The following is a 12,403-nucleotide window of genomic DNA, read 5'->3' as shown; positions in this document are numbered from 1 at the left end:
CCAAGCCCCCATGGCAGAGCAAGCATCTTCCTTTAGCGACCGACTCGGCGCCCGTTTCCCCGGCAGCCAGGTCTTCGTGGCCCTTCCGCGCGGCGAAGTCACCCTGGAAGTGCCGGCCGACGCCTGGCACGCCACCTGCCTGGCGCTGCGCGACGAGTTCGGTTTCGAACAGCTGTCCGACCTGTGCGGCGTGGACTACCTGGGCTACGGCAGCGACGAGTGGGATACCTCCGACGTGTCCTCGCACGGCTTCAGCCGCGGCGTCGAAGGCAAGGCCGTGGGCCGTTTCGCCTGGGGTGAGTTCCCCAGCGGTGAGGCTGCCGGCGGCGCCCAGCCGTTGCCGGTCCCGCAGCAGCGCTACGCCGTGCTGGCGCAGCTGATTTCCTACCGCCACAACCAGCGCCTGCGCGTGCGTTGCTACGCGCCGAACGAAGACCTGCCGGTGGTGGCCTCGGCCACCGACATCTGGCCGGGCGCGAACTGGTTCGAGCGCGAGGCGTTCGACCTGTTCGGCGTGGTGTTCTCCGGCCACCCGGACCTGCGCCGCATCCTCACCGACTACGGCTTCGTCGGCCATCCGTTCCGCAAGGATTTCCCGCTGATCGGCAACGTCGAAGTGCGCTACGACGAAGAGAAGCAGCGCGTGATCTACGAGCCGGTGACCTCGGTGGAGCCGCGCGTGGGCGTGCCGCGCGTGATCCGCGACGATGCGCGCTACCAGACCGCGGCGGGCGAAGCACAGAAGGAGTCCGCCAAGTGAGCGAGTACCACCAGGCGCACGACGGGTTCGCCAGCAATCCTGCCGAAGCCAAGCAGGAAATCCGCAACTACACGATGAACTTCGGCCCGCAGCATCCGGCCGCGCACGGCGTGCTGCGCCTGATCCTGGAGATGGACGGCGAGACCGTGGTCCGCGCCGATCCGCACATCGGCCTGCTGCACCGTGGCACCGAGAAGCTAGCCGAGTCCAAGCCGTTCAATCAGTCGATCGGCTACATGGATCGCCTGGACTACGTGTCGATGATGTGCAACGAGCACGCCTACGTGCGCGCGATCGAGACCCTGATGGGCATCGAGGCGCCGGAGCGTGCGCAGTACATCCGTACCATGTTCGACGAGATCACCCGCATCCTGAACCACCTGATGTGGGTCGGCTCCAACGGCCTGGATCTGGGCGCGATGGCGGTGATGCTGTACGCGTTCCGCGAGCGCGAAGAGCTGATGGACGTGTACGAGGCGGTGTCGGGCGCGCGCATGCACGCGACCTACTACCGCCCGGGCGGCGTCTACCGCGACCTGCCGGACCGCATGCCCAAGTACCAGGAATCGCGCTGGCACAAGGGCAATGCGCTGAAGCGGCTCAACGCCGCGCGCGAAGGCTCGATGCTGGACTTCCTGGAGGAGTTCACCAACACCTTCCCGGCGCGCGTGGACGAGTACGAGACCCTGCTCACCGACAACCGCATCTGGAAGCAGCGTACCGTCGGCATCGGCGTGGTCACCCCGGAGCAGGCCTACGCCTGGGGCATGACCGGCGCCATGCTGCGCGGCTCGGGCATCGCCTGGGACCTGCGCAAGAAGCAGCCGTACGCCAAGTACGACAGCGTCGATTTCGACATTCCGCTCGGCACCAACGGCGACTGCTACGACCGCTACCTGGTGCGCGTGGCCGAGATGCGCGAGTCCAACCGCATCATCAAGCAGTGCGTGCAGTGGCTGAAGGCCAACCCGGGCCCGGTCATGGTCGAGAACTTCAAGGTGGCGCCGCCCAAGCGCGCCGAGATGAAGGACGACATGGAAGCGCTGATCCATCACTTCAAGCTGTTCAGCGAAGGCTACTGCGTGCCGGCCGGCGAGACCTACTGCGCGGTCGAGGCGCCGAAGGGCGAGTTCGGCTGCTACCTGATGTCCGACGGCGCCAACAAGCCGTTCCGCGTGCACCTGCGCGCGCCGGGCTTCGCCCATCTGTCGTCGATGGACGCGATCGTGCGCGGCCACATGCTGGCCGACGTGGTGGCGATGATTGGTACCTATGATCTGGTGTTTGGTGAGGTCGACCGATGAAGGCGACAGGTAATTTCGAAGCGGCGCGCGACGTCGATCCGATGGTGGTGCTGAGCGACAAGACGCGCGCGCACATCGATCACTGGCTGAGCAAGTTCCCGCCGGACCGCAAGCGTTCGGCGGTGCTGCAGGGCCTGCACGCCGCGCAGGAGCAGAACCAGGGCTGGCTGACCGACGAGCTGATCGCCGGCGTGGCCAAGTACCTGGAACTGCCGCCGGTGTGGGCCTACGAGGTCGCCAGCTTCTACTCGATGTTCGAGACCGAGAAGGTCGGCCGCAACAACGTCGCGTTCTGCACCAACATCAGCTGCTGGCTCAACGGCGCCGAAGACTTGGTCGCGCACGCCGAGAAGAAGCTCGGCTGCAAGCTGGGCCAATCCACCGCCGACGGCCGCGTCTACCTCAAGCGCGAGGAAGAGTGCCTGGCCGGTTGCGCCGGCGCACCGATGATGGTCATCAACGGCCACTACCATGAGCATCTGACCAAGGACAAGGTCGACGAATTGCTGGACGGGTTGGAGTAACGGCAATGGCACAGCATCCCCACGCCCCCACCGGTCCGGTCGGCCCCGCGCCGCAGCCGCACCAGGTGGTGTACACCACGCTGCACTACGACACCCCGTGGTCCTACGAGAGCTACCTGAAGACCGGTGGCTATGCCGCGCTGCGCAAGATCCTCGAAGAGAAGATCCCGCCGGAGCAGGTGATCGAGATGGTCAAGCAGTCGAACCTGCGCGGCCGTGGCGGCGCCGGCTTCCCGACCGGCCTGAAGTGGTCGTTCATGCCCAAGGGCGCGCCGCAGAAGTACATCCTGTGCAACTCGGACGAGTCCGAGCCGGGCACCTGCAAGGACCGCGACATCCTGCGCTACAACCCGCATTCGGTGGTGGAGGGCATGGCCATCGCCTGCTACGCCACCGGCTCCACCGTGGGCTACAACTACCTGCGCGGTGAGTTCCACCACGAGCCGTTCGAGCATTTCGAGCAGGCCCTGGCCGACGCCTACGCCAATGGCTGGCTGGGCAAGGACATCCTCGGCAGCGGCATCGACATCGACATCTACGGCGCGCTGGGCGCCGGCGCTTACATCTGCGGCGAAGAGACCGCGCTGATGGAGTCGCTGGAAGGCAAGAAGGGCCAGCCGCGCTACAAGCCGCCGTTCCCGGCCAACTTCGGCCTGTACGGCAAGCCGTCGACGATCAACAACACCGAGACCTACGCGTCGGTGCCGGCGATCATCCGCAACGGCCCGGAGTGGTTCCTGGGGCTGAGCAAGACCAAGAACGGCGGCCCGAAGATCTTCTCGGTGTCCGGCTGCGTGCAAAAGGGCGGCAACTTCGAAGTGCCGCTGGGCACCACCTTCGACGAACTGCTGGAAATGGCCGGCGGGCTGAAGCCGGGCCGCACCCTCAAGGGCGCGATCCCGGGCGGCGTGTCGATGCCGGTGCTGAAGGCCGAGCAGCTCAAAGACCTGCAGATGGACTACGACACCCTGCGCGCGCTGGGCACCGGCCTGGGTTCGGGCGCGATCGTGGTGCTGGACGACAGCGTGTGCTGCGTGAAGTTCGCCTGCCGCATCTCGCAGTTCTTCCACAAGGAGTCCTGCGGCCAGTGCACCCCGTGCCGCGAAGGCACCGGCTGGATGCACCGCGTGCTGGAGCGCATCGTCGCCGGCAAGGCCACGATGGAAGACCTGCACCAGCTGCGCACCGTCGCCGGGCAGATCGAAGGCCACACCATCTGCGCCTTCGGCGAAGCGGCGGCCTGGCCGATCCAGGGCTTCCTGCGCCAGTTCTGGGACGAATTCGAGTACTACATCGTCAACGGTCATTCGATGGTTGACGGCAAGAAGGTGGAGGCAGCCGCCGCATGAGCGCGCAACCCAACAATCCCGGCGCGACCCCCGCGGTCGTGCCGGAAGGCCATGTGACCGTCGAGATCGACGGCCAGTCGCTGGTCGTGCCGAAGGGCTCGATGATCATCCAGGCCGCCGACAAGGCCGGCATCCCGATCCCGCGCTTCTGCTACCACGAGAAGCTGCCGATCGCGGCCAACTGCCGCATGTGCCTGGTCGATGTCGAAAAGTCGCCCAAGCCGTCGCCGGCCTGCGCCACGCCGGTCATGGACGGCATGAAGGTGCAGACGCGCAGCGACAAGGCGCTGAAGTACCAGCGCAGCGTCATGGAATTCCTGCTGATCAACCATCCGCTGGACTGCCCGATCTGCGATCAGGGCGGCGAGTGCGAACTGCAGGACGTGTCCCTGGGCTATGGCCGTTCGGTCAGCCGCTTCAACGAGCGCAAGCGCGTGGTGCCGGACGAGGACATCGGGCCGCTGGTCGCCACCGAGATGACCCGCTGCATCCAGTGCACGCGCTGCGTGCGCTTCACCGCGGACATCGCCGGCACCTACGAGCTGGGCGGCATGTACCGCGGCGAGAACCTGCAGATCGGCACCTACGACGGCAAGCCGCTGACCACCGAGCTGTCCGGCAACGTGGTCGACGTGTGCCCGGTCGGCGCGCTGACCAACAAGGTGTTCCAGTTCCGCGCGCGTCCGTGGGAACTGGTGGCGCGCGAGTCGCTGGGCTACCACGACGCGATGGGCTCCAATCTGTTCCTGCACGTGCGCCGCGGCGAAGTGCTGCGCACCGTGCCGCGCGACAACGAAGCGGTCAACGAGTGCTGGCTGTCCGACCGCGACCGCTACTCGCACCAAGGCCTGTACGCCGAGGACCGCGCACTGCGGCCGATGCGCAAGGTCGACGGGCAGTGGCGCGAGGTGTCGTGGGCCGAAGGGCTGTCCGCCGCGAGCGAGATCCTCAAGGCCAACCGCGGCGACGCGCTGGGCGTGCTCGCGCATCCGTCCACCTCCAACGAGGAGGGCGCGCTGCTGGCGCGCCTGGCCGAGGGCCTGGACAGCGGCAACCTCGATCACCGCGTGTACAACCGCGACTTCTCCGACGCCGCGCTGGCCGAGCCGTTCGCGCTGCCGCTGGCAGAGATCGAGCAGGCCGACGTGGTGGTGATCCTGGGCAGCAACCTGCGCCATGAACTGCCGCTGCTGCATGCACGCCTGCGCAAGGCGCGGATGCAGCGCCAGACCAAGGTGCATTCGATCAACCCGGTCGATTTCGACGTGGCCTTCGACCAGGCCGGTCGCCAGATCGTGGCGCCGTCGAAGTTCGCCGAGGCGCTGGCCGACGCCGCGCTGCTCGAGGCGGTGCAGGGCGCCGGTCGTGCGGTGCTGATCGTCGGCGCGCTGGCCGAGAACCATCCGCAGGCCGCGGCGCTGCGTGCCGCCGCGCGCGACTTCGCCGCCGCCACCGGCGCGGCGCTGTGCCGCATCCCGCAGGGCGCCAACGCGCTGGGCCTGTCGCGCTACGGCGTGCTGCCGCGCGGTCGCAATGTCGCCGCGATGCTGGCCGAGCCGCGCAGCGCCTACGTGCTGTACGGCCTGGAGCCGGGCCTGGACTTCGCCGACGCCGCCGCCGCGCGCAGCGCGCTGGCCGGTGCCAAGGTGGTGGCGTTCAGCCACTTCGCCTGCGCCTCCACCCGCGACGTGGCCGACGTGATCCTGCCGATCGGCGCGCTGCCGGAAATCGAGGCGACGCTGACCAACCTCAACGGCAGCGACCAGCGCACCCGCGCCGGCGGCAAGCTGCCGGGCGAGGCCCGCGAGGGCTGGCGCGTGCTGCGCGCGCTCGGCGCCGAGCTGGGCCTGCCCGGCTTCGAGTTCATCGACCTGGCCGGGCTGCGCGACGGCCTGCAGCCGCGCGAGGTCGCCGCGGCGAGCTCGGCGCAGCCGGCACGCCAGGACGAGGGCCTGGAATTGGCCGCCAGTCCGGCGATCTACCGCACCGATGCGGTGGTGCGCCGCGCGCAGGCGCTGCAGCAGCATCCGCTCAACCGTGCGCCGGGCATTGCGCTGCATCCGGACGAGGCGGCGCGCCTGGGCCTGAGCGACGGGCAGATGGTCAAGGTCGGCACCGCGGCGGGTAGCGCCACGTTGCCGCTGGCGACGGACAAGCGGGTCGCGCCGGGCGCGGCCTGGATCGAAACGGGCCACGGCGCGACCGCGCCGCTGGGCGCCGGTCGGGTGACGGTGGTGGCTGCATGAACGAGATGCTGTTGAACGTGGTCGACCCGCTGCACCAGTGGTTCCTCGGCCTGGGCGCCCTCGGCGTGGTCCTGTGGATCGTGCTGAAGATCCTGCTGATCGCCATGCCGGTGATCATCGCGGTGGCGTTCTACGTGGTCTGGGAGCGCAAGCTGATCGGCTGGATGCACGTGCGCCACGGGCCGATGTACGTGGGCATGGGCATCTTCCAGGCCTTCGCCGACGTCTTCAAACTGCTGTTCAAGGAAATCATCCAGCCCAGCAGCTCGCACAAGGCGATGTTCGTGATCGCGCCGCTGATCACCCTGGCGCCGGCCTTCGCCGCCTGGGCGGTGGTGCCGTTCGACGCCAAGCTGGTGCTGTCCAACGCCAACGCCGGCCTGCTGTACCTGCTGGCGATGACCTCGCTGGGCGTGTACGGCATCATCCTGGCCGGCTGGGCGTCCAACTCCAAGTACGCCTTCCTGGGCGCGATGCGCTCGGCGGCGCAGGTGGTCAGCTACGAGATCGCGATGGGCTTCGCCCTGGTCGGCGTGATGATCGCGGCCGGCAGCCTGAACCTGAGCACGATCGTGCAGGCGCAGGCCGGCAGCTCCGGGTTCTTCGACTGGTTCCTGATCCCGCTGTTCCCGCTGTTCATCGTGTACTGGGTGTCCGGCGTGGCCGAGACCAACCGCGCGCCGTTCGACGTGGTCGAAGGCGAGTCGGAAATCGTCGCCGGCCACATGGTCGAGTATTCGGGCGGTGCGTTCGCGCTGTTCTTCCTGGCCGAATACGCCAACATGATCCTGGTCAGCTTCCTGGTCTCGATCTTCTTCCTGGGCGGCTGGCTGAGCCCGATCCAGGGCTGGGTCACCGCGGACATCTCGCCGTGGGTCAACTGGATCTGGACCGGCGGCTGGCCGTGGCTGCTGATGAAGGTGCTGTTCTTCGCCAGCGCGTACATCTGGTTCCGCGCCAGCTTCCCGCGCTACCGCTACGACCAGATCATGCGCCTGGGCTGGAAGGTGTTCATCCCGCTGACGATCGTGTGGATCGCGGTGACGGCATTGATGGTGTTCTACGGCGTGATCCAGAAGGGCGTGTAAGCGATGAATAAAATCACCCATTACTTCAAGAGCCTGCTGCTGCTCGAGCTGCTCGGCGGCCTGTGGCTGACCTTGAAGTACACGTTCCGTCCCAAGTACACCGTGCTGTACCCGATGGAGAAGTTCCCGCAATCGCCGCGCTTCCGCGGTCTGCACGCGCTGCGCCGCTATCCCAACGGCGAAGAGCGCTGCATCGCCTGCAAGCTGTGCGAGGCGGTGTGCCCGGCGCTGGCGATCACCATCGACTCGACCAAGCGCGAGGACGGCACCCGCCGCACCACCCGCTACGACATCGACCTGTTCAAGTGCATCTACTGCGGCTTCTGCGAGGAAAGCTGCCCGGTGGATTCGATCGTGGAGACCCAGGTGCTGGAGTACCACTTCGAAAAGCGCGGCGAGAACATCGTCACCAAGCCGCAGTTGCTGGCGATCGGAGACCGGCTCGAGGCCGAGATCGCCGAGCGCCGCGCTGCCGACGCTCCCTTCCGCTGAGGTTCCGAAATGGATTGGGTCAATATCGCTTTCTGGATCTTCGCCACCATCGCCGCGGTCGCCGCCGGCGCGGTGATCAGCGTGCGCAACCCCGTGTACGCGGTGCTGTGCCTGATCCTGACGTTCTTCTCCATCGCCTGCGTGTGGCTGCTGGTGGGCGCCGAGTTCCTCGGCGTGACCCTGGTGCTGGTCTACGTCGGCGCGGTGATGGTGCTGTTCCTGTTCGTGGTGATGATGCTGGACATCGACACCGCCCGCATGCGCGAAGGCTGGGTGCGCTACCTGCCGGTGGGCCTGGTGGTGGCAGTGGCGATGCTGGTGCAGATGGTCACCCTGATCGGCGTGAAGGCGCGCAGCGCGGCGCCGTTCCCGGCCGACAACGCCGCGGCGCAGGCCGCCGACACCTCCAACATCACCTGGCTGGCCAAGACCCTGTTCACCCAGTTCCTGCTGCCGTTCGAGTTCGCCGCGATCATCCTGACCGTGGCGGTCGTGGCCGCCGTGATGCTGACCCTGCGCAAGCGCACCGGCATCAAGACCCAGAACCCGGGCGACCAGTCGCGGGTCAAGGCCGGCGACCGTCTGCGCATGGTCAAGATGGCCGCCGAAAAGCCCACGCTCCACACTCCGCCGGCATCGCAGGAGGGCCAGCCATGATCTCCCTAGGCCATCTGCTGGCGCTCGGCGCGGTGCTGTTCTGCATCGCCCTGGCCGGCATCTTCCTCAACCGCAAGAACGTCATCGTGCTGCTGATGTCGATCGAGCTGATGCTGCTGTCGGTCAACATCAACTTCGTCGCCTTCTCGCGCGAGCTCGGCGACGCCGCCGGCCAGTTGTTCGTGTTCTTCATCCTGACCGTGGCCGCGGCCGAAGCCGCCATCGGCCTCGCGATCCTGGTGACGCTGTTCCGTACCCGCCACACGATCAACGTGGCCGAAGTCGATTCGCTGAAGGGCTGACCTGCAGATGGAAATTACGCTCTCCAAGAGTCTGCTGATCGCGGTGGTGCTGGCCCCGCTGGTCGGCAGCATCATCGCCGGCCTGTTCGGCCGTCAGGTCGGCCGCAAGGGCGCGCAGTTCGCCACCATCCTCGGCGTGGCGGTCAGCTGCGCGCTGTCGTGCTGGACCCTGTACCAGCTGGTCGGGCAGGGCGCCTCGCCGTTCAACCAGAACCTCTACACCTTCTTCGAGGTCGGCCACTATTCGGCCCACGTCGGCTTCATGGTCGACCGCCTGACCGCGATGATGATGGTGGTGGTGACCTTCGTGTCGCTGCTGGTGCACATCTACACCATCGGCTACATGGCCGACGATCCGGGCTACCAGCGCTTCTTCAGCTACATCTCGCTGTTCACCTTCTCGATGCTGAGCCTGGTGATGAGCAACAACTTCCTGCAGCTGTTCTTCGGCTGGGAAGCGGTGGGCCTGGTGTCGTACCTGCTGATCGGCTTCTGGTTCAAGCGCCCGACCGCGGTGTTCGCCAACATGAAGGCGTTCCTGGTCAATCGCGTCGGCGACTTCGGCTTCATCCTCGGCATCGCCGGCGTGCTGCTGTGGTTCGGCACGCTGGACTACGCCAGCGTGTTCGCCAACGCCACCGCGGTGCTGGGCAGCGATGCCGCCGGCGGTCTGGCCCAGGTGCAACTGTTGCCGGGCCATGCCTGGAATGTATCCACCATCATCTGCGTGTGCCTGTTCATCGGCGCCATGGGCAAGTCGGCGCAGGTGCCGCTGCACGTGTGGCTGCCGGACTCGATGGAAGGCCCGACCCCGATCTCGGCGCTGATCCACGCCGCGACCATGGTCACCGCCGGCATCTTCATGGTGGCGCGCATGTCGCCGCTGTTCGAACTGTCGCAGACCGCGCTGAACTTCGTGCTGGTCGTCGGCGCCACCACCGCGTTCTTCACCGGCCTGATCGGCATCGTGCAGAACGACATCAAGCGCGTCGTCGCCTACTCGACGCTGTCGCAGCTGGGCTACATGACCGTGGCGCTGGGCGTGTCGGCGTACTCGGCCGCGGTGTTCCACCTGATGACCCACGCCTTCTTCAAGGCGCTGCTGTTCCTGGCGGCCGGCTCGGTGATCATCGGCATGCACCACGAGCAGGACATGCGCAAGATGGGCGGCCTGCGCAAGTACATGCCGATCACCTACTGGACCAGCGTCATCGGTACCCTGGCGCTGGTCGGCACCCCGTTCTTCGCCGGCTTCTACTCCAAGGACACCATCATCGAGGCGGCGCAGCACCACGCGCACACCTCGCATGGCTGGATCGCGACCTACGGCTACTGGGCCGTGCTCGGCGGCGTGCTGATCACCAGCTTCTACAGCTTCCGCCTGCTGTTCCTGACCTTCCACGGCCAGGAGCGCTTCCGCGATGCGCATGCGCACCACGATGCGCATCATGACGACGCCCACGGTGCGCATGCCCACGACGATCACGCGCACGACGATCACGGCCACGGCCACCACGGTGCGCACGAACCGCACGAGTCGCCGTGGGTGGTGACGGTGCCGCTGATCCTGCTGGCGATCCCGTCGATCGCGATCGGCTTCTTCACCATCGGCCCGATGCTGTTCGGCACCGACTGGGCGGGGCACCATGCCGCGGCGGCGATCAAGGGCCAGGCGGTCAGCTTCTTCACCGGCATCGTCGACTTCTACGATCCGACGCGCGACACCGTCGGCGCGCTGGCCGAGGAGTTCCACGGCCCGGTCGCGTTCGCCCTGCACGGCCTGACCCAGCCGCCGTTCTTCCTGACCCTGGCCGGTTTCGCCCTGGCCTGGATCCTGTACCTGTGGAAGCCGGAACTGGCGGCGAAGGCGCGCAAGACCTTCTCGGTGCCGGTGTGGATCCTCGAGAACAAGTACGGTTTCGACAAGCTCTGGATCGGCGGTTTCGCCGGCGGCGGCGTGCGCCTGGGCAAGGTGTCGCGCGCGGTGGATACGCATGTCGTGGACGGCGTCATGGTCAACGGCACCGCACGCGTGATCGACCTGGCGGCCAATCTGCTGCGTCGCACGCAATCCGGTTTCCTCTATCACTACGCCTTCGCGATGATCGTCGGTCTCATTGCCCTGCTGGGCGTGCTGATGCATTTCTGGCGTTGACCTGTACGGAATAAGAACACGTGTCGAACTGGCCTCTACTCTCCATCCTGATCTGGCTGCCGATCATCGGCGGCGCCCTGGTGCTCGCCCTGCGTGATGCGCGTGCGGCGCGCTGGGCGTCGCTGCTGGTGGCGTTGCTGACCTTCGCGCTCAGCCTGCCGCTGCTCACCGGTTTCGACTACGCCAGCGACGCGCTGCAGTTCGTCGAGACCCATGCCTGGATCCCGGCATACGACATCGGCTACAACCTCGGCGCCGACGGCATCGCGGTGGCGCTGATCGTGCTGACCACGCTGGTCACGGTGCTGGCGCTGATCGGCGCGTGGACCTCGATCGACAAGCGCGTCAACCAGTACGTGGCCGCGTTCCTGATTCTGGAAGGCGTCACCGTCGGCATCTTCTCCGCCACCGACGCGATGCTGTTCTACGTGTTCTTCGAGGCGATGCTGATCCCGATGTTCCTGATCATCGGCATCTGGGGCGGCCCGCGCCGCATCTACGCCGCGGTCAAGTTCTTCCTGTACACCTTCCTCGGCTCGGTGCTGATGCTGGTCGGGTTGATCTACCTGTACCTGAAGGGCGGCAGCTTCCAGCTCGCCGACCTCTACCAGCTGTCGCTGACCTCGAAGGAGCAGACCTGGCTGTTCTTCGCCTTCCTGATCGCCTTCGCGGTCAAGGTGCCGATGTTCCCGGTGCACACCTGGCTGCCGGACGCGCACGTGGAAGCGCCGACCGCCGGTTCGGTGATCCTGGCGGCGATCGCGCTGAAGATCGGCGGTTACGGCTTCCTGCGCTTCAACCTGCCGATCCTGCCCGACGCCAGCAACGAGTGGGCGTGGCTGGTGATCGCGCTGTCGCTGATCGCGGTGATCTACGTCGGTCTGGTCGCCCTGGTCCAGGACGACATGAAGAAGCTGATCGCCTATTCGTCGATCGCGCACATGGGCTTCGTCACCCTCGGCACCTTCGTCGCCTTCGCCCTGGTCGGCTTCGGCAGCACCGATGCGGCCCGGTTGGGCCTGCAGGGCGCGATGGTGCAGATGATCTCGCACGGCTTCGTGTCCGGCGCGATGTTCTCCTGCGTCGGCGTGCTGTACGACCGCATGCACACCCGCCGCATCGCCGACTACGGCGGCGTGGTCAACGTGATGCCGTGGTTCGCGACCTTCGCGATGCTGTTCTTCATGGCCAATGCGGGCCTGCCGGGCACCAGCGGCTTCGTCGGCGAGTTCATGGTCATCATGGCCAGCTTCCAGGCGCATCCGCTGCTGGCCTTCGGCGCGGCGACCACCCTGGTGATCACCGCCGCCTACACCCTGTGGCTTTACAAGCGCGTGTTCTTCGGCGAGGTCGCCAATGCGCACGTGGCCGAGCTGAAGGACATCAACGGCCGCGAGGCGCTGGTGCTGGGCGTGTTCGCGCTCGGCGTGCTGGCCCTGGGCCTGTATCCGAAGCCGTTGACCGACCTGATGGAGCCCTCGATCGCGAAGCTGGCGGCGCAGATCGCCACCAGCAAGCTGTAAGCG

11 protein-coding genes are annotated in these 12,403 nt (G+C 66.8%); all 11 read left to right on the top strand.

The window, feature by feature from the left end:
* The first annotated feature begins 10 nt into the window (after positions 1 to 10).
* From CEK68_RS13375 to CEK68_RS13325, 11 genes are read left to right on the top strand one after another with little or no spacing between them, the layout of a single operon-like run.
* Positions 11 to 760 (top strand): NADH-quinone oxidoreductase subunit C, encoded by a 750-nt coding sequence (locus tag CEK68_RS13375; RefSeq protein ID WP_152239664.1) that lies wholly within the window; start codon positions 11 to 13, stop codon positions 758 to 760.
* Positions 757 to 2,064: an NADH-quinone oxidoreductase subunit D gene (locus CEK68_RS13370; RefSeq protein ID WP_017912135.1), complete on the top strand. Its 1,308-nt coding sequence runs from the start codon at positions 757 to 759 to the stop codon at positions 2,062 to 2,064. The genes CEK68_RS13375 and CEK68_RS13370 overlap by 4 nt, the downstream gene beginning before the upstream one ends.
* Positions 2,061 to 2,588, top strand: coding sequence for an NADH-quinone oxidoreductase subunit NuoE (gene nuoE / locus CEK68_RS13365; RefSeq protein WP_010343009.1), 528 nt, complete (start codon positions 2,061 to 2,063; stop codon positions 2,586 to 2,588). The genes CEK68_RS13370 and nuoE overlap by 4 nt, the downstream gene beginning before the upstream one ends.
* A 5-nt stretch (positions 2,589 to 2,593) precedes the next feature.
* Positions 2,594 to 3,937 (top strand): NADH-quinone oxidoreductase subunit NuoF, encoded by a 1,344-nt coding sequence (gene nuoF, locus CEK68_RS13360; protein WP_043092569.1) that lies wholly within the window; start codon positions 2,594 to 2,596, stop codon positions 3,935 to 3,937.
* Positions 3,934 to 6,183: an NADH-quinone oxidoreductase subunit NuoG gene (nuoG, locus tag CEK68_RS13355; RefSeq protein WP_152239663.1), complete on the top strand. Its 2,250-nt coding sequence runs from the start codon at positions 3,934 to 3,936 to the stop codon at positions 6,181 to 6,183. The genes nuoF and nuoG overlap by 4 nt, the downstream gene beginning before the upstream one ends.
* Positions 6,180 to 7,271 (top strand): NADH-quinone oxidoreductase subunit NuoH, encoded by a 1,092-nt coding sequence (gene nuoH, locus CEK68_RS13350; protein ID WP_017908129.1) that lies wholly within the window; start codon positions 6,180 to 6,182, stop codon positions 7,269 to 7,271. Before nuoG ends, nuoH begins: the two co-directional genes overlap by 4 nt.
* Before the next feature lie 3 nt (positions 7,272 to 7,274).
* The gene (gene nuoI, locus CEK68_RS13345) at positions 7,275 to 7,763 is read left to right on the top strand and encodes an NADH-quinone oxidoreductase subunit NuoI (RefSeq protein WP_012915532.1); all 489 of its coding nucleotides are present in this window, start codon (positions 7,275 to 7,277) and stop codon (positions 7,761 to 7,763) included.
* A gap of 9 nt (positions 7,764 to 7,772) precedes the next feature.
* Complete coding sequence (locus tag CEK68_RS13340; RefSeq protein ID WP_017908130.1) at positions 7,773 to 8,420, top strand: NADH-quinone oxidoreductase subunit J; 648 nt, start codon at positions 7,773 to 7,775, stop codon at positions 8,418 to 8,420.
* The gene (gene nuoK, locus CEK68_RS13335) at positions 8,417 to 8,722 is read left to right on the top strand and encodes an NADH-quinone oxidoreductase subunit NuoK (protein ID WP_017908131.1); all 306 of its coding nucleotides are present in this window, start codon (positions 8,417 to 8,419) and stop codon (positions 8,720 to 8,722) included. The genes CEK68_RS13340 and nuoK overlap by 4 nt, the downstream gene beginning before the upstream one ends.
* A 7-nt stretch (positions 8,723 to 8,729) precedes the next feature.
* The gene (gene nuoL, locus CEK68_RS13330) at positions 8,730 to 10,877 is read left to right on the top strand and encodes an NADH-quinone oxidoreductase subunit L (protein WP_152239662.1); all 2,148 of its coding nucleotides are present in this window, start codon (positions 8,730 to 8,732) and stop codon (positions 10,875 to 10,877) included.
* Positions 10,878 to 10,897: 20 nt separating this feature from the next.
* Complete coding sequence (locus tag CEK68_RS13325) at positions 10,898 to 12,400, top strand: NADH-quinone oxidoreductase subunit M (RefSeq protein WP_017908133.1); 1,503 nt, start codon at positions 10,898 to 10,900, stop codon at positions 12,398 to 12,400.
* The last annotated feature ends 3 nt before the right edge of the window (positions 12,401 to 12,403 follow it).

Source organism: Xanthomonas sp. LMG 12461 (assembly GCF_009192935.1).
Taxonomy (GTDB): domain Bacteria; phylum Pseudomonadota; class Gammaproteobacteria; order Xanthomonadales; family Xanthomonadaceae; genus Xanthomonas_A; species Xanthomonas_A sontii.
Note: the sequence above shows the minus strand (reverse complement) of the source record. Positions and strands in the feature narration are given on the sequence as shown.

Coding starts and splice junctions, on each gene's coding strand:
- nuoL (WP_152239662.1), top strand. CDS start 8,730: ATGGAAATTACGCTCTCCAAGAGTCTGCTGATCGCGGTGGTGCTGGCC.
- nuoI (WP_012915532.1), top strand. CDS start 7,275: ATGAATAAAATCACCCATTACTTCAAGAGCCTGCTGCTGCTCGAGCTG.
- nuoK (WP_017908131.1), top strand. CDS start 8,417: ATGATCTCCCTAGGCCATCTGCTGGCGCTCGGCGCGGTGCTGTTCTGC.
- CEK68_RS13375 (WP_152239664.1), top strand. CDS start 11: ATGGCAGAGCAAGCATCTTCCTTTAGCGACCGACTCGGCGCCCGTTTC.
- nuoF (WP_043092569.1), top strand. CDS start 2,594: ATGGCACAGCATCCCCACGCCCCCACCGGTCCGGTCGGCCCCGCGCCG.
- nuoH (WP_017908129.1), top strand. CDS start 6,180: ATGAACGAGATGCTGTTGAACGTGGTCGACCCGCTGCACCAGTGGTTC.
- nuoE (WP_010343009.1), top strand. CDS start 2,061: ATGAAGGCGACAGGTAATTTCGAAGCGGCGCGCGACGTCGATCCGATG.
- CEK68_RS13340 (WP_017908130.1), top strand. CDS start 7,773: ATGGATTGGGTCAATATCGCTTTCTGGATCTTCGCCACCATCGCCGCG.
- nuoG (WP_152239663.1), top strand. CDS start 3,934: ATGAGCGCGCAACCCAACAATCCCGGCGCGACCCCCGCGGTCGTGCCG.